This window comes from Kordiimonas sp. (assembly GCF_965216265.1).
Taxonomy (GTDB): domain Bacteria; phylum Pseudomonadota; class Alphaproteobacteria; order Sphingomonadales; family Kordiimonadaceae; genus Kordiimonas.
The window spans coordinates 1,345,306-1,363,029 of the sequence record NZ_OZ244153.1 but is presented as its reverse complement, the minus strand read 5'-3'; the positions used below and the strand labels follow the sequence as shown (position 1 = coordinate 1,363,029).

General features: G+C 54.5%; 12 protein-coding genes. 8 read left to right on the top strand and 4 right to left on the bottom strand.

The annotated features are described in order from the left end of the window. Window positions 1–373 precede the first annotated feature (373 nt). Window positions 374–3,193 carry a phosphoenolpyruvate carboxylase gene (locus tag ACOOGA_RS06260; RefSeq protein WP_420429995.1) on the top strand — a complete coding sequence of 940 codons (2,820 nt, stop codon included), beginning with the start codon at window positions 374–376 and terminating at the stop codon, window positions 3,191–3,193. 43 nt (window positions 3,194–3,236) lie between these two features. On the opposite strand, the gene ACOOGA_RS06255 is transcribed toward ACOOGA_RS06260, so the two are convergent. Beyond that, window positions 3,237–3,938 (bottom strand): glutathione S-transferase family protein, encoded by a 702-nt coding sequence (locus tag ACOOGA_RS06255; protein WP_420430627.1) that lies wholly within the window; start codon window positions 3,936–3,938, stop codon window positions 3,237–3,239. Window positions 3,939–4,060: 122 nt separating this feature from the next. On the opposite strand from ACOOGA_RS06255, the gene ACOOGA_RS06250 reads away from it, so the two are divergent. Beyond that, the gene (locus ACOOGA_RS06250; protein ID WP_420429994.1) at window positions 4,061–4,984 is read left to right on the top strand and encodes a LysR substrate-binding domain-containing protein; all 924 of its coding nucleotides are present in this window, start codon (window positions 4,061–4,063) and stop codon (window positions 4,982–4,984) included. Between the two features lie 80 nt (window positions 4,985–5,064). Here ACOOGA_RS06250 and ACOOGA_RS06245 read toward each other — a convergent pair whose 3' ends face one another. Next, complete coding sequence (locus ACOOGA_RS06245; RefSeq protein WP_420429993.1) at window positions 5,065–6,099, bottom strand: LacI family DNA-binding transcriptional regulator; 1,035 nt, start codon at window positions 6,097–6,099, stop codon at window positions 5,065–5,067. A 467-nt stretch (window positions 6,100–6,566) separates the two neighbouring features. On the opposite strand from ACOOGA_RS06245, the gene glk reads away from it, so the two are divergent. The 6 genes from glk (at window position 6,567) to ACOOGA_RS06215 (ending at window position 16,707) form a co-directional block, all read left to right on the top strand. After that, window positions 6,567–7,571 carry a glucokinase gene (gene glk / locus ACOOGA_RS06240; protein WP_420429992.1) on the top strand — a complete coding sequence of 335 codons (1,005 nt, stop codon included), beginning with the start codon at window positions 6,567–6,569 and terminating at the stop codon, window positions 7,569–7,571. 97 nt (window positions 7,572–7,668) lie between these two features. Next, window positions 7,669–10,236, top strand: a complete 2,568-nt coding sequence (locus tag ACOOGA_RS06235) for a TonB-dependent receptor (protein ID WP_420429991.1) — start codon at window positions 7,669–7,671, stop codon at window positions 10,234–10,236. Between the two features lie 96 nt (window positions 10,237–10,332). Continuing rightward, a complete protein-coding gene (locus ACOOGA_RS06230; protein WP_417462438.1) occupies window positions 10,333–11,034 on the top strand; it encodes a SapC family protein in 702 nt (233 codons plus the stop codon). Window positions 11,035–11,055: 21 nt separating this feature from the next. Next, entirely contained in the window at window positions 11,056–12,639 is a 1,584-nt protein-coding gene (locus ACOOGA_RS06225) for a tryptophan halogenase family protein (protein ID WP_420429990.1), read from the top strand. Between the two features lie 9 nt (window positions 12,640–12,648). Beyond that, entirely contained in the window at window positions 12,649–14,163 is a 1,515-nt protein-coding gene (locus ACOOGA_RS06220) for a tryptophan halogenase family protein (protein WP_420429989.1), read from the top strand. Between the two features lie 231 nt (window positions 14,164–14,394). Continuing rightward, a complete protein-coding gene (locus tag ACOOGA_RS06215; protein ID WP_420429988.1) occupies window positions 14,395–16,707 on the top strand; it encodes a beta-N-acetylhexosaminidase in 2,313 nt (770 codons plus the stop codon). A 60-nt stretch (window positions 16,708–16,767) separates the two neighbouring features. Here ACOOGA_RS06215 and ACOOGA_RS06210 read toward each other — a convergent pair whose 3' ends face one another. After that, entirely contained in the window at window positions 16,768–17,250 is a 483-nt protein-coding gene (locus tag ACOOGA_RS06210; protein ID WP_420429987.1) for a VOC family protein, read from the bottom strand. A gap of 21 nt (window positions 17,251–17,271) precedes the next feature. Continuing rightward, window positions 17,272–17,625: a DUF1428 domain-containing protein gene (locus ACOOGA_RS06205; protein WP_420429986.1), complete on the bottom strand. Its 354-nt coding sequence runs from the start codon at window positions 17,623–17,625 to the stop codon at window positions 17,272–17,274. Window positions 17,626–17,724 lie beyond the last annotated feature (99 nt).

The window sequence follows — 17,724 nt, the reverse complement described above, 5'->3', positions numbered from 1 at the left end:
TAAAAGTGCGAAACGTAACCTGAAGAGCAAGGTCGCCCAACGAACAGGAATGCCGACGACCCGGTCTGGAAGAAGGCGTAAGGGGCAGAGGTTAATTGGAAATTTCTGGGGAGGCCTTGTGTTGGTGCTCTTCTTCCTATGGTTCGTGTCATAGTGCGTTTGTGGAACCTCAAAATAGAAATTGGGACGGAAACCGCAGAATCCGCATAAAGCAGCGCTATTTAGTGCGTGTTTGTAATAAAATATGCCAAAATAGGGCGTATTGAGACATTTTATTAGGTGACATCGCGGCTGGTTCTGGTACAAAAGCGCCAATTTGACAGCGGTGTCAGCTAATGACATCACAAAATCCAAAACAAATGAGGGACAAATTATGTTTGACCATCCTGGCCAAGGTAAAAGCGAAGCACGCCGACAGCACCTATCTGCCGCGTTTGATATTGCGGCGCGCCTTATGGATGGAACCCAGGATTTGGCTGCTCTCTCGAACGATCTTTCCGCGCGGGGTAAACGCTGTCTTGATGGCCGCCTTGGTGCCCTGTCGGCCCAGTGGACGACAATCTCGAAGCCAGAGAATGAAGCACGGCTCAACGCCCTTGTGCGCCGTTTTGCCGAGGGTGAAGATGGCGAGCTTGTGCCGTTTGATACTTTTCGTGCCCAGCTTGAGGATGAGCTCGCGGGCATCGTGATCACGGCGCACCCGACCTTCTCGCTTTCCGACACAGCATGGACATATGCGCGGTCCTACCTTGGTGCTGTATCGGGCGGACCGGATGCGGTGGCGGCAGCAACCGCGAACCTTGAGGTGGGTACAGTACACCCGACCCGGTCGCCCACGCTGCATGAAGAGCTGGATTATGCCGGGCTCGCTGTTGGCAATATCCGCCGCGCTATTCGCCGCTTATACGGCATTGTGTTCCGTGTGGCGTCAGAACTGTATCCGGATGATTATAAAACTTTGCGCCCGCGCCTTGCCACAGTGGCAAGCTGGGTTGGTTTCGACCTTGATGGCCGTACGGATATCGACTGGTCGCTCGGGCTTTTGTTCCGTTATCGCTCAGCGCTTGCAGGGCTTGCGGAATGTGTTGGCCTTGCGGGCCAGACAGATTTTTCGGGCGAGGCGGGGCAATATTGGGCCACGATCCGCGCCGGGTTTGAAGATTTGCGCTCCTGCTTTGAAATGGGCATGCGCACATTGGAGGAACACCAGCGCGATGGTGGTAGCCTTGGCAAGCTGAACCAGCTGGCGGTCGAGAACCAGTCCCGCAAGGAAGCGGCGTCTGCTCGTATTGGTGACGCGTTTGAAAAACTACTCGCGCTTGAGCTTGAAAAAGATGGCTGGTGCGCTGCCGCGACGCTTTATACGGAGTGGCGCTCTATCGGGCTTGGCCTCTCACACATCCATTTCCGGCTGAACGCAGCGCAGCTTCACAACGCCATCGGCCCTGAAATTCAGATGACCAAGTCGCCGGACCAGTCGGCGACCCGGCGGCATTTCCTGGCCGCCATCTCTGAGAAGCTTGATACGGTCAAGCCGCAAAGCATTCACTATGGCACACTGTCGCGCGAGAAAACCACGGCCAAGCGCGTGTTTATGACCGCAGCGCAGTTCATGAAACACTTTGACGCCGCAACGCGCATTCGCATGCTGGTGGCGGAATCGGACACACCTTTCACGCTCCTGACCGCGCTGTATTATGCCAAGCTGTTTGGTGTTGAGAACCATGTGGAAATCTCCCCGCTATTTGAAACCGCGATCGGGCTTGAGCGCGGTGACAGGGTGATCGCAGAACTGGTGGATAACCCTCATTTCCTTGAGTATATCAAAAAGCAGGGGCGCTTCTGCCTGCAGCTCGGCTTCTCAGACAGTGGTCGTTATATCGGCCAGCCTGCCGCCACGCTTGCCATTGAACGTTTCAAGCTTCGGGTCATTCGGCTGTGGAAAGCACGCGGACTTGGTGATGTGCAGCTACTGTTTTTCGACACCCACGGCGAAAGCATCGGGCGGGGTGCTTATCCTGAAAGCCTCAAAAAGCGTTTCCTCTATACCCAGCCGCCGCGCGTGCGCCAGTGGCTGGCGGAACTTGAGCAGCCTGAGAAACACGAGGTCAGCTTCCAGGGCGGTGAAGGTTTCCTGTGGTTCCTCGCGGAAGATACGGCGCTTGCCACGCTCACGGATTTCCTCGAAGTGCGGTTTGATAAATATAATGCGGAGGATGACCCCTTTTATGAAGAAAAAGGTTGGTCGCTAGATTTCTTCCTTACTCTTGTTGAGTATCAGGAGCACCTCACCGACCACAAAGGCTATGTGCGGCTGATTGACGGCATTGGCCGGAGCCTCCTGTACCCAACCGGCTCGCGCTCGCTTCGGCGTCAGGCAGGTGGCGCCATGCACCAGCGGCTTGAGCGTATCTCCCAGATCAGGGCCATCCCGCACAATGCGGTGCTGCAACAGCTTGGTTATCTAGCCAACAGCTGCGCGGGCCTTGGCACAGCCATCGCACGCTCGCCTGACATGTTTGAGGCGCTGCATGCAAAATCGGCGCGCTTGCAGATGGTGACAAGCTTGGCGGTGAACGCACTCGCGCGCTCGGACGTGGGTGTGATTGAGGCGTATGCAAAGCTTCTAAGCCCCGGTTATTGGCTGGACCGGTCTGATGAGACACCGTCGGCTGAGCGGCGTGAGCAGTTGCGCCGCCTGTCCAAACTTCTCGAGAATCTGTTTGAGGCGGACGCAGTGGATGCCTGTATCCGCAAGATGCGCCGGGATGCTGGCACGCTCACAGACTGTGTGGACGATGACGCCATGATGGCAGCGTTTGATACGGTGGCGCCGGATGCAGAGCTGTTTGAGCTGCACCAGATACGGATTGGTCTCATCCAGTATATCTTCCTCAAGGCGATGGAAATTCCCCGCTTCAGTACGCGGTTTGATTTCTCGCTCGAGGAGCTTCTTGTTGAGCTGTTGCACCTTGAGGTGCCAGACACGGTGGCGCAGCTTCGGAAGATTTTCCCTGAAGCGCCATTTGAAAGCCATGACGAAGTATATGGTGAAGACACCACCTATGAGGGCGGTGCGTCTTCAGGTTACGCCACAGCGCACCGGGAGATTTTCGACAAGCTTGAGGTTGCCTATGGCCTTGTGCTTGAGATCAGCGGCCTGATCGCGCTCAAAGCCGGTGCGTTTGGTTAAAGTGGGAGCTTATCCCTGCGCGGTGCAGGGATAAGCATACCTGTTACGGTTTTATAAGGGCTTGAGCTTCTTCTAGGCTGATGTGACCTTGAAAAGCGCTGCTAACGGCGATATCGGTGCCTTCTTCGATCGCGTGCGCAAATTTGACTGCGGGGTCACCTTCCAGGCGTTCATATAGACGGTTGAGGGCGGGGTAATCCTCTCGCGACGCTGCACTATGAAAATCAGCCCAGCGAGCAAGGCCCATGAAATAGGCGTCGGCGATTGTTGGATTAAGCCCTGCAAGCCATTGACGGCCGTTCAGTTTCCGCTGCAGGTCAGCATGGGCTTTTTGCACAAGTGTTTTGCCGTAAGCCGTTAGAACCGATTTTTCTGTCTCGCTCATCTCATGCTCCAGAGTGTGCCAAAGCGGGCTGAAGGCACCGAAGAAACTGGTGTTGAGAAAAGCAAGCATCTCATTCAGGGTATCTGTTTCGCGGCCCCCCCGAACAAAGCCTTTGCTGTACCCCGTGCTACGTGCACCGATGTGAGCCAGAATGGCGGCGCTTTCGTGAATGATGCGGCCGTCTTCTGTTATGTAGGACGGAGTTTCCGCCACCGTGTTGATGCTTGAAAAGTCGTTCATAACGCTTCCATCCATCATCTCAATACGGCAAAGACGATAGGGTTTGCCGAGCCACTCAAGGGCCACGATTGATCCAAAAGAACAGCCTTCAGGCACGCCATAGAAAAGTACTGGTGTCATCATATCCTCATTGTTTTGTTGACCAAAGTTACTGTGTCAACAATATCTATATGTAGACGATGATCTGATAGACCTCTATATTTCCTCTTAAAGTCTGCATATGAAGACGATGAGAGAAAGCTATGTTGCATTTGAATGACCTGTATTATTTTGTGCGCGCGGTCGAACACGGGGGGTTTGCGCCTGCGGGACGGAAACTTAACCTTCCCAAATCCACGATCAGCAAGCGGGTTGCGGCCCTCGAGACCCGCCTTGGCACCCGCCTTATCCAGCGCACGTCGCGGAGCTTCAGCCTGACAGATGTGGGCCGAGCTTATTTCGAGCACGCCCGCGCGGCGTTGATCGAGGCGGAAAGTGCAGAGATTGCGGTGCGAAGCCGGACCAGCGCCCCGAGCGGGATGGTGCGGATGACCTCATCAATGCCGACCGCACAGTTTTATCTCGCCGAGCAGCTTCCCGCGTTGGCGTTTGCATATCCAGCGCTTCATGTGGTGCTGCACGCGAGCGACCGTATGGTGGACATCGTGCAGGAAGGATTTGATATCGCGGTGCGCAGCCACTTTGAGCCGTTACCAAGCTCTGGCCTAATACAGCGCAAAGTGTCTACAGAGCCGATTGTGTTGGTGGCTGCTCCGTCCTATCTGGAGCATACTGGTATGCCTACTACGCCCGATGATCTGGCACAGCATCACGCGATTATGTCCTCTGTGTCTGCCACTACCCTCAAACTTTGTCGGGTCGGTGGCGGGGATCATGTACAGGTTTCACCTATCCCACGATTTTCTGCAGACGAATCCCTGGTGCTTCTGGAGGCTGCGGCAGCGGGGCTAGGGTTTACGAGCCTTCCATGGTCGTTCTGCCATGGGATGGTGAAAGATCGAAGGCTTCAGGTCATATTACCAGACTGGCATGCGGGCGAGGTCACTACGACTCTGCTCTTGCCACCACTGCGAAGCGAACTGCCGAGCGTACGTGTTGTTGTGGAATTTCTGGTGGAAAAGCTAGGGGCCAAAAATGCTGTGGCCGCTTCATTGCCTGCGAGATAGTGCCGGGGCTACCGGAGCGTGTGAAGCGCAGATGCTATCACGTTTGATTTTACCTGAAGCAAGATTTCGCCGTGGCTCCGTCAGCTCACAGTCTGGTCCGTTGAGGCGCGGGGGATCAGTTCCGGCACAAATTCGCTTTTTGCTTTTGCATGCTCTTCGCCCACGGCTTGCGGCCGCAGCTCCGCCACCAGCAGCATCATCGCCTGTTTGGCAATATCGCCGATCGATTGCGCGGCAGTGGTAAGCGGTGGCTGTGCATGTTTGGAGAAGGGGCTGTTCTCAAACCCTGCTATCGCCACATCACCGGGCACATTGAGGCCTAGTGACTTGGCTGCGGTCAAAGCGCCCGCAGCGATTTCATCGTTACAGCCAAAGATCGCGCTTGGCGGGTTTTTGGAAGCCAGAAGTTTGGTGGCACGCTGGAAACCGCTATCAAAGCTATAACGGCCTTCAAGTGCCAGAGCGCTATCGACGTTGATGCCGTGCTCTTCAAGCGCGGTGCGGTAGCCTGCGTAACGCTCACCGCTTGAGTGGTGTTCTTCTTCCCCCCACAAAAAGGCGATGCGTTTGTGGCCCTTCTCAATGAGATGCTCAGTAACCGAGTGCGCCGCAGCCCGGTCGTTCACATACACACAGGGTGTGGCACCGCCGGGTGGCGAGGAGGCAGAGATGATCCGCACCAGATGCACGCCGCGCGCATGCAGTGCTTCGATAACGGCGTCATCCTCTGAAATAGGGGGAGCAATCACAAGGCCCGCAAGGCGCGAGGTAAGCGCGAGATCAGACAGCTCCTCAACGATATTGCCGGTTTTGGCATTGCAGGGGTGAATTTGCAGGCTGTAGCCCAGTTCGCGGCACGCTTGCAGCACACCTTCCTGCACATCAACCACATAATAGGGGTTAGGGTTATCGTAGACGAGGCCAATGGCGTATGATTTGTTGCCGCGCAGGTTACGAGCCGACATATCCGGCTGGTAGCGAAGGTCGCTGATGACGGCCTGCACTTTCTTGCGTGTGGCGTCCTTGACCGTAGGCTCATTGTTGATCACTCGGGAAACGGTCTTGAGCGAAACTTCAGCGACCCGCGCAACGTCCTTGATGGTGGCTTTTGACAATGAGAAGCACCCTATCTGTATAGCGCCGAGTTTCGGCTGCTGAGATTACCTGATCAGGCTTTGTTTGCCCGATTCTCCCTTGAAAATATCCTGAACTCTTTATGGCCCGCGCCCGGCGGACAGTCAACGTTGTCATGTTGACCAACTCGTCAGGAATTTAGGATTTCATCTGATTTTCAATCACTTAATGGTGATAACGATGTCATAAAAAATGACAACGTGAACATTTTTTGAACTTTTTGTTGGACAACGTTGTCATTTTTGGTCTTACTCATAATAGTTCTCTGTGGCGTTTCCAGGGCCGGAAGCCGTGCTTCCACCCCGCCCTTCCGGGGGTGGAAGTATGGACCGCCCGACACAGAGACGGGGACCTAAACTGAACAGCGTGTTGTTCTTATGAGCCTGGGGAGGGTTTGTGTTTGAGTATCTGTTTAAATATATCCGACGCGGATGCATGGAGGTGGGGCATGGCTGACACAGCTCCTGTTATTGCTGCGGATATTGGTGGCACCCACTCCAGGCTCAGCCTCATCTCGCGGTCCGACCGTACGGCGCGGCCGCTCAGTGTCTGCAAATATCACAAATTCAGGAATGCCGATTTTGACGGCCTGACTTCAATCCTTGACACTTTCCTCGGTGACATGGATTGCAGCCAGATCCGCGGTGCGGCGATCGCAAGTGCCGGTTATTTCATGGGCGACGACCTGATCGCCGGTAACCTGCCGTGGCGGGTATCGCTTGCGGACATTCGCCAGCGCCTCGGCCTGAATGAGATTTGCGCGATCAATGATTTTGTCGCGGTGGCATATGGCACCCTTTATCTCAACCCGGCCGACGTGGTGGTGATGAACCGCCGTGCTGTTCGCCCGGAGCAAGGCGCCGTTGCAGTGCTGGGGCCGGGCACCGGGCTTGGTGCCTCGGTATTGCTACAGGGTCACGCTGGCCCGGTGGCGCTGAATACAGAAGCAGGGCAGGCGGGCCTGAGCCCGGAGACAGACCTTGAGCTTGAAATTTTCAAGTATCTCCGCGCCAAATATGGTTTCGCGAATGTGGAGCATGTGCTCTCAGGTCCCGGCCTTCTTAATCTTTATAACGCACTGGCCGAGATCAATGACCGGACGGTGACGCTCAATAGCCCGGAAGCTATTTCCGAAGCCGCAGTTGCGGGCACGGACAAGCCTGCGGTTGAGGCTCTTTCGCTGTTTTGCGAGATGTTGGGCAGTGCATCTGGAAACTTTGCGCTGAGTTACGGCGCGCGCGGCGGGCTTTATCTCGCCGGTGGCATTCTGCCAAAAATTCGGAATTTCCTCATTGAGAGCCGGTTTATGGACCGCTTCACTGCAAAAGGGGACATGCGTCCCTTTTTGGAAGCGATCCCGGTCAATCTCATTGAGCATGGTCAGTTGGGCGTGATTGGCGCCGCTGGCTGGTACATGGATTCGCTAAGTACATCATACGCCAATGGGCGTTGATGGTTTGGTGATGTGGGTAGTCAAGAAGTGAAGAAATTGTGACGGATGCCAAATTGGGAGTGGTGCCGTCCGATAAAGTGGGAACCAGGAGGAAAACATGCGATTAAGCAAGAAGACATTCTATCAGTCAGTCAGCGCGTTGGCTATTCTTGGCAGTGCCACAGCGGCATATGCTCAGGATGGTGCGGCAGCTGAAAGTTCGTTTGAAGAGTTGGACGAAATTGTTGTGACCGGTATCCGTGGCTCGCTCAAGCAAAGCCTTGCGGTAAAACGGAACAGCACAGCACTCGTTGATGCGATTTCAGCGGAAGATATCGGTAAATTCCCTGATAAAAACGTCGCTGAATCACTACAGCGCGTTCCGGGTGTTACCATCCAGCGCCAGTTTGGCGAGGGTGCCGCGGTATCGATCCGTGGTGCTGGTAACGAGCTGACGCTCACGACACTGAACGGCCAGAACGTGGCTTCCACCGGTTGGTTCGTGCTTGAGCCTGCGAAGCGGAGCTTCAACTACGAGCTGCTGCCATCAGAACTTGTGGGCAACATCGAAGTTTACAAAAGTGCGCAGGCTGATCTGGCTGAAGGCGGCATCGGTGGTACGGTTGTTATCAACACCCGCAAGCCGCTTGATATGGATTCACTCAGCATCTATGGCTCGGTTGAAGGCCAGCACCAGAATGACAGCGACAAGATCGATCCTCAGTTCTCCGGCCTGATGAGCTGGAAAAACGAAGCTGAGAACTTCGGTGTTCTCGTATCCGGCGTTTACCAACGTCGTCATCTGCAGCGCCAAGGTAACGAAGCGTTCTGGGAGTGGGGTGCAGGCCCGGTTGCGTTTGTGCAGGACCGCAAGCGTTCCGCCATTACGGCCACCATGCAATACCAGCCGTCTGAAAACCTGAATATCGTGGCCAACTATATGGACATGAAAATGCGGGCAGACAACACCAACTATGCACTGTGGCTGACGCAAGGCAACACGTCCTGGTCTGGTGTTGATGTACCCGAAAGCGACATGCTGAACGGCACGCCAGTTCGCGGTCCTATCGCTTTGGCTTACTATCAGGCACGTCCGCGTGAAGCGACCATGAACTCCAGCGTTTATGACCTGACGTTTGAGTATGCCGGTGACGGTTATCGCCTTGATGTACAGGGTGGACACACCACATCTACAGGCGGCACCGACTTTGAGATGGTTGTTGATGACGGTTCAGGCGGCGCGGCTGTTCCTGGCGGCACCTACGACTTCACCGGCGGTGGCCAGACATGGGATACTAACGGGTTTGATATTTCAACCTATGACCCAGGCTCACTGGCTATGGGCACCGGCCCGAACTTCAACCGGACACCAAAGACTGACAAAGAAAGCTATCTGCAGGCTGACCTTGAAGTTGATGTAGACTACGGCCTTATTCATACGCTGAAAGGTGGCCTCAAGTACGCTGATCACAATTCCACAAGCCGCCGGTTTGAGTATGTGCAGGCAGCGGGCTTCAACCCGGTGATTTCCACCAGCGGGATCATGGGTGAGACGCTTGATATTGGCGCTGGTGATTATCAGATGCTTCAGGCAGACGCCGATGCCCTGAAAGAGTGGGCGAAAGCCAGCATCACCGGTGAAAACGAAGATCTCGGCTCTTATAGCGAGATCGACGAGAAAAACCTTTCAGCTTACCTGATGGCAGAGTTTGAAGGTGATGGCTTCCGCGGTAATGTTGGTGTGCGTTACGCTCACACAGATGCAACATCCACCTACTATCTTGATGGTGTTCAAACTGAAGCGGACGCAAGCTACTCAGAAATCCTGCCAAGCTTCAACCTTGCCATTGATCTCGCAGATGATGTCATCCTGCGTGGTTCTGCGGCACGGGTAATGGCACGTCCACAATATGTGGACATGTACGTTAACCCGAACGTTACAGGTAGTAATGACGACCTGCCAAACAACCAGTTCTGGATTGTTGGTAACGTCGGCCTGAAACCATTTGTTGCTAACCAGTTTGATATTGGCCTTGAGTGGTATTTTGCTGAAGGGTCGCTGTTCTCAGTTGGTGTGTTCATGAAAGACGTGAAGAACTTCGTGAACTTCACCGAGTATCATGCAAACGCGGGCGAGATTCCGTTTGACCTGCCACAAGACGACGAGCGTGCTGCTGGTTGGACCGTGCAGGAAAAAATCAACGGTAAAGCGGCAAGCATCAAGGGTTTTGAAGCTCAGTTCCAGCAAGACTTCGGTAACGGTTTTGGCGCAATTGCCAACTATACCTTCACCGATACTTCAACGGACGAGGACACCTTTGTTGACGGTAACCCGTACCTCAGCGATAGCTCGAAGCATTCCTATAATGTGGCAGGCTATTATGAGAACGAAGTGTTCCAGGCTCGTGTTGCCTACAACTGGCGCTCCAGCTACATGCTGCGCGAAAGCGGTTCATACGGCAACCGTCTGCACGAGCCATTCGGCAGCCTCGATATGAGCGCTTCCTGGTTTGTTACACCGCAGATTTCGGTCAATCTCGATGTGAACAACCTTCTTGAGGATCGCTCCAAGCAGTTTGGTAACAACGTGCAAGACACGCCTAACAGCGGCTTCACGGGTGGCTTCCCGCTCTATGAGTTTGAGATGGCTCGCCGCATCACGCTGGGTGTGAGCTTCAAGCTCTAATATCAAGTCGAAGAAAAAGGGGAGTCGGACTCCCCTTTTTCACCAACTCACTATAGGGTCTGCTGATCAACCTAATTTATTGTATGGGAGCACCGAGTGACGCGCGTCGTACCACTGCATCAAGATCAGCACGCCAACCTAAAAGTTAAGGATGTGACTGACTTCAGCATCATCCAGAACGAACATATCATCCCCCTTGTTGTGCACGAATTTGTTGGCGCCAGCACGGATATGCCCATCGTCTTTGTGAAAGACGCGAACACAGGGCATTTTCAGGTTGTCGCCATGCTGGGCCTCAAGCCAAAAGAAAACCTGCTGCTGCAGGACGGAAAATGGCAGTCGGTTTATGTGCCATCCATTATCAGGCACGCACCATTCCGTCTCATTCCAAATGCCGATAATCATGAACAGCTGATGCTGGGCATCGACGAAGACAGTGTGCTGTGTGGCGAAGGTGTGGCGCTTTATAATGATGATAAGTCGGAAAGCGACTATCTCGTCAAGCGCAAGGAAGGGGTGATCGACTTCTTTGAGAAAAGCCAGGTGACCGGTGGCTTTATCGCCATTGTCCGTCAATTGGACCTTCTGGTTGAACGCACTGTGGGCGTGACCATTGAAGAGAGCCGGGTGAACCTGAACGGCCTTTATGTCATTGACGAAGACAAGCTGAACGCACTTCCCGATGACAAGTTTATGGACCTCAAAAAACGCGGCTTTTTGCCTGCTATCTATGCGCACATGATCTCGGTTAACCAGATCGGGCGCTTGGCCAAAATCAAAACAGAACTACAAAGCTAGGGAATTTCGGGCAGGACGTGCATGAAGAAAGAGGAGGCAAAAGAGCGTCGCATCAAAGAGGTGCTGATCGTTGGTGGTGGAACCGCCGGTTGGCTTTCTGCATGTCATCTTGCCCGTAGCCTCAAAAGCAATAGCCCTGACGGGGTTAAAGTTACCCTTATCGAGTCCGCCAATATTCCCACCATCGGTGTGGGGGAAGGTACCGTGCCTGCTATTCGGCAGACGCTGGCGCACCTTGGTATTCGCGAGACGGATTTTATCCGCGAGTGCGACGTCACCTTCAAGCAAAGCATCAAATTTGTTGACTGGATCGATGACCCGGCCAGCAAAGACAGCAATGCCTACCACCATGTGTTTGACTATCCCGAGCGACAGATGGTTGACCCCACGCCCTATTGGCTGATGGGGCAGGCGGGTAATGCTTCATTTGTGGACGCGGTATCCGTGCAGGGAAAAATCTGTGAAGCGGGGTTAGGTCCTAAACAGATGGTGCATGCGGAATATGATGGTCTTGTTAATTACGCCTATCATCTGGACGCTGCAAAGTTCGCAGCCTTCCTGACCAAACATGCGACTGAAAAGCTCGGTGTTCACCACATTCTCTCGAATGTTACGGATGTGAAACTATCTGAGGACGGTGATATCCGCGCCGTTCAAACCGACGATGCCGGTGAGCTGAGTGCCGACCTTTTTGTTGACTGTACGGGGTTTGCCGCTCTGTTGATTGAGCAGAAGCTGGGTGTTGGTTTCATCCCCAAGGATGACATCCTTTTTGTGGATACCGCGCTCGCGGTCCAGGTGCCCTATACCGCTAAGGATGCACCGATCCCGAGCTATACAATTGCAACAGCCAGGGAAGCAGGCTGGATATGGGATATTGGTCTCTCTGCGCGGCGCGGCACCGGGTATGTGTATAGCGCCAAGCACACCAGCGATGAACGCGCCGAAGAAGTGCTGCGTGAGTATCTGCGCGCCACGGTGGGTGACATGGCGGATGAAGTTAGCTGTCGCCGTATCCCGATGCGGATCGGCTACCGGGAAAAATATTGGGTCAAAAACTGTGTTGCCATAGGCCTGTCGCAGGGGTTTGTTGAGCCGCTTGAGGCCACGGGCATCCTTGTGTATGACGCCACGGCCCGCATGCTGGCAGAACAGTTCCCGCCAACACGCGGGGCAATGGATGTGATCGCAGACCGCTTCAATGGTCGTGTGCGCCAAGCCTGGGATAGGGTGATCGATTTCATCAAGCTGCACTATTGCTTATCACGGCGGGACGATAGCGCCTTTTGGAGGGATAACCGGCGGGAAGAGACCATCCCAGAAAGTTTGCAGGAGAGCCTAGAGGTCTGGCGGCACCAGCCACCCAGCCCGTATGATTTTTCGTCCAAGCTATCCGTCTTCAATTTGGAGAACTACCTCTATGTGCTTTACGGCATGGGGTTCGAGACCAGAATGGACGCGATCAGCTACCGCTACCCGGACACGGATACAGCGGTGAGCATTTTCCGCCAGATGAATGCGACCGCCGAACAGGTTGTGCGCGAATTGCCGAAACATCGGCTCCTTCTTGACCGTATCAAAGAATACGGCCTTAGCGAGATTTAGGCGCGCGGCATGCTTGAGAACAACATGAGATCAATGGTGATTGTGGGCGGTGGCTCTGCCGGTTGGATGACGGCGCTTTACCTCAATCGGCTGTTTAATCAGGACCAAAAGAACTTCGACATCACGGTGATTGAAAGCCCGGATATTGGCATTATCGGCGTGGGCGAAGCCACCGTGCACAGCGTGCGCTTTTTCTTTGCAGCCATGGGGCTTGATGAGAGTGAGTTGTTGCGCGCCACAAACGGCACGCTCAAGACCGGCATCATGTTCCGCGACTGGATGAAGCCAATAGGCGGCAAAACACACGAATATTTTCACCCGTTTGAGCAGGTTCGTCTTGGCCGTGGGCTTGATATGTCCAGCGCCTGGATGGTGACAGGACGTGACGCGAAGGAGCGCTATGACGAGGGTGTGAGTTTAAGCGCCGCGCTCATAAAAGAAGGTCACGGGCCAAAGGGGCCAAACTCGGCCCCGTATCAGGGTGTGGTGCCTTACGGCTACCATATTGATGCAACGCTTTTGGCGCGCTTTCTGCGCGGCAAAGCGGTAGAGGCGGGCGTGCATCATGTTGAGGCCACTGTTACAGATGTGAGTGTTGAAAGCGAGAATATCGTGGCCGTGCATACGGGCGACACACAGTATCAGGGTGATATGTTTATCGACTGCACCGGCTTCCGTGGCCTGCTGATTGAGAAGCTCAAACCCGGTAATTGGAACTCATTTACGGACGCCCTGCCATGCAATAAGGCGGTCGCGATCCAACGTGATCTCGCAGATGGTGAGGTGCCCAACCCTTACACAGTTGCTACAGCACTTTCCAACGGGTGGTCGTGGCAGATCGACCTCACCAACAGGCAGGGTACGGGCTATGTGTATGACGGCAACCGTATCTCAAGCGATGAAGCGGAAGCTGAGCTGAGGGCATTTCTTGGCCCACAATCCAATGTTTTGAAATGTACCCACCTCAATATGAAGGTAGGTTGCCGGGAAGAGTTCTGGATTGGCAACTGTATCGCCACCGGGCTCGCTGGCGGGTTTATCGAACCACTTGAATCCACTGGTCTGCACCTGATCAACTTGGCGGCGGGCCTGATGGGCACACACCTCCTGGCGCGGCAAACCAGCCAGGCGAACCGGGATAGTTTTAACCGGCTGATGCGCGGTTTTTATCAGGACCTGAAGCAGTTTATTGTGCTGCATTATTGCCTGAGCGACCGTGACGACAGCGACTTCTGGTGCGCGGCACAGGCAACCGTGAAACATACACCGTGGCTTGAAAACCAGCTTGAGATCTGGAAACATAAAATCTGTGAGTTCCATGATCTGGCGGGCAGTTTTTCAACAACCTTCTCAGATGAGAATTACCGCTACATCCTTTACGGCATGCAGCATTACCCCGCGCTTACCTTCCAGATGGATGCGGGCGCGGCGGATAGTCTTTTTTCCCAAATGAAGCTGATGAGGGAAAACGCACTGGCGGCGACAATGCCGCATGGCGCGTTCCTTGACAGGCTGAAAATGTAGGGAGTTTGAAGTTGGGCGCAGTCTTGTGTGCCCACCTGAGTTGGTAGTGGGCTTGCGGCACTCGACCTCCCGCCTATGGCTCGCTTTCCAGCCAATCAGTCGTTATCGGCTGATTATTGGGGAACTGGGCGGTGTAGGACACTGCACCGCCCATTTTTTTGAGGTCGAGTTTGAGAGTTTTTCGGGTGCGGGCATTAGGCCTGGTGCCCGCCGTGTTCGGGGGATGAGATAATGAACTGGAAGTTAGTTGGTTTTTCTGCGGTTGTAGCGGTTGCGGCCTATGTGGGGTTTTCCGCCAACCAACCCGCAGCGAGTGTTGGCGCGCTCAGTACGGCGATCATACCAAAACCTGCTGCACTGGATGCGCAGGACGGCGCTTACGTGCTTGAGGAAGGCACGACCATCAACGTGCCTGCGGGTCAACTTGAGCTGCTTCCCGTCGCGCAATACCTGAGCGACAAACTGCGCACCACAACAGGGCTTAACCTTGTGGTGGTTGAAGGCGACGAGGCGCTCGAAGGCATTCGCTTCACGCCTGCGAAAATGGATATGCCAAAGGAAGGTTACAGCCTTCATGTGGGTGCGCGCGGAGCCGATATTATCGCGGCGAGCCCTGAAGGTTTCTTCTACGGTGCGCTGTCGCTCTGGCAACTGGCACAAGCGGCAGGTGAGGGCGAGTTTGCCATGCCTTTTGTGAGCATAAGCGATGAACCGCGCATGGCGTGGCGGGGTGCGATGCTTGATGTTAGCCGTCACTTCCGCAGTGTTGATTTTGTCAAAGATTTCATCGACTGGATGGCCGTGCACAAGATGAATGTCTTTCATTGGCATTTGACCGATGATCAGGGTTGGCGCATCGAGGTCAAGAAATACCCCAAGCTGACAGACGTGGGCGCATGGCGTGTGCCAGCGGGCGCCGCCCCGATGGCAGACATCGACCCCGCAACTGGTGAGCCCAGGCTTTATGGTGGTTATTATACGCAGGATCAGGTGCGCGAAGTGGTGGCCTATGCGGCGGAACGTTTCATCACGGTGATGCCGGAAATTGACCTGCCGGGTCACGCTTCCGCAGCGGTGGCAGCTTATCCGCAGTTTGGTACGGAACCTGTGGCGGCGGTATCGTCCGACTGGGGCATCTATTACAGCACCTTCAATCTGGAGGATGAGACCATTGCCTTCCTTGAAGATGTGATGGATGAAACGCTCGCGCTGTTTCCAAGCAAGTTTGTCCATATTGGTGGCGACGAAGTTTCCACCAAACAGTGGAAAAATTCCGCCCGCATCAAGGAACGCATGGAAGATCTCGGTATTGAAGACGTGCACGAAATCCAATCTTATTTCACACGTCACTTTGCCAATTATCTGGCAGAGCGTGGCCGCCGCCTGATCGGGTGGGATGAGATACTAGAAGGTGGCTCAATCGCCGATTCTGCCATTATGTCATGGCGCGGCACCAAAGGCGGTGTTGAGGCAGCAAAGGCTGGTAGGCAAGTAGTGATGGCGCCAAGCCCGATCTATTATACCGATTACCGCCAGAGCTATATGACCGATGAACCGCCCGGGCGTGAGCATGTGCAGACGCTCAAGGACATCTATGAGTTTGATCCGCTCGAGGGCTTGTCTGAGGAAGAAACCAAAGCCGTGCTTGGCGCACAGGTCACCGTGTTTACAGAGCATATGCGCACGGAAGCGCGGGTTGAACATATGGCGTTCCCGCGCATGCTGGCGCTGGCAGAGACCGTGTGGTCGCCTGAGCATACACATGACTATCAGGATTTCGCCAAACGGCTGATGCCACATATGGCGCGATTGAGGGCCCTGGGGCTTGAGCCCGCCGACAGCGCCTATGCGGTGCAATTTGATGCCAAGCCGGATACTGGCGGGCAAGTGCTGCTCGCGATGAAAACACAGTCCGGTAAGGGCGACATTCGGTATACGCTGAGCGGTGAAGAGCCAAGCGCCACATCACCACTTTATGACGGGCCTATGACCCTGCCGATGGGTGAGACGGTGACCGCTGCGGCCTTCTATGGCGCTGAGAAACTTTCAAGACCGCGCATGAGTGTGCTGAGCGAGCGGGCTTTCCTGCGCCGCGAAGATGATGAGTTGAAGCTATGTTCCGCTGCCCTCGCTATCAAGCTGGACGACGATTACCCCAAGGAGGGCAAGCGCGCCAATTTCCTCGTCGATATTGTTGAACCTTGCTGGATTTATGAAAACCCGGATATGGAAGGCGTGACAGGGCTTGAAGTGAGTGTTGGCAACCTGCCGTATAATTTCCAGATCGGTGATCTGATCAATTCGGTCAAGCTGGCAGAGCCGGAAACCGATACGGGCGAGATTGTGGTTTACAAGGATGTCTGTGATGGGGAAGAGCTCGCGCGCTTGCCGCTCGCCCCTGCAACAGCAAGTTTTGGTGTTACCACGCTTGAGGGTGCGATCAAACCTGCGCCTGACGCAAAAGCGCTCTGTTTCCGGGTTGCGGCCAACCATTATGAGCCTCTGTGGGCCATTGACTGGGTGCAGCTCACTAAAGGCGAATAAGTCAAAAACAAAGGGGTGGCATATGCCACCCCTTTTTGATTGCACTGTTGCGGTGTAATTTTAGGCCGCTTCCATCGCGGCGATGTTCAGTTTTTTTGAACTCATCACCACTTGCATAACCCGGCTGGACCGTTCCGGGTCTCCGCCGATAAGTTCCGCGATATTGGCGGGCATGACCTGCCATGACAGGCCGAACTTATCCTTGAGCCAGCCACACTCCACTTCCATGCCGCCATCTGCGGTCAAGGCATCCCAGAAATAGTCAATCTCCTCCTGATTTTCGCACATGACGCACAGGGAGATCGCTTCGCTAAACTTAAAATGGGGTCCGCCGTTCAGGCCCATGAACTGGTGCCCGTTCAGCTCGAATACGACGGTCATGACCCTGCCGGGTGCCTGGCCGTGTTTGTCCTGCCCTGCCTCAGGGTAATAGGAGATGTTGGTGACTTTCGAATCTGCGAAGACCGAGGTATAAAACTTTGCCGCTTCCTCCGCCTGGCCATCGAACCAGAGGCACGGCATGATAGGGGCTTTGAGTTTCATGGCATTCCTCCTTAGGTGCTTTTAGGCTTCGAGAACAGCTTCAAACCCACCAAAGATCATGCGTTGGCCGTCAAATGGCATGTTTGATGGGTCCATGTCCATGCGTGGGTCTTCCATGGCTTTTTTCATGCCACTGTCGCGCGTCGCGCGGTCCGGCCAAGTGATCCAGGAAAAGACAACGCTCTCGCCTTCTTCAAGTTTTACCGCCATCGGGAAGGAAGTAACCTTGCCTTCCGGTACATCGTCCGCCCAGGTTTCAACCACGCTTAGCGCACCATGCTCCTTGAAAATCACAGCGGCAGATTCTGCCAGCGCTTGATAGTCCGCTTTCTTGGCGTTCGCTACAGCGAGCAGATAACCATCCACATATGTCATGTCGTAACTCCGTTTTTCTATAATTAGGTTGATATCAACATATAATTATCAGGCAGTAGAGTCAACCCGTGGCAATGGGAGGTGGCTGGGAGGGTAATT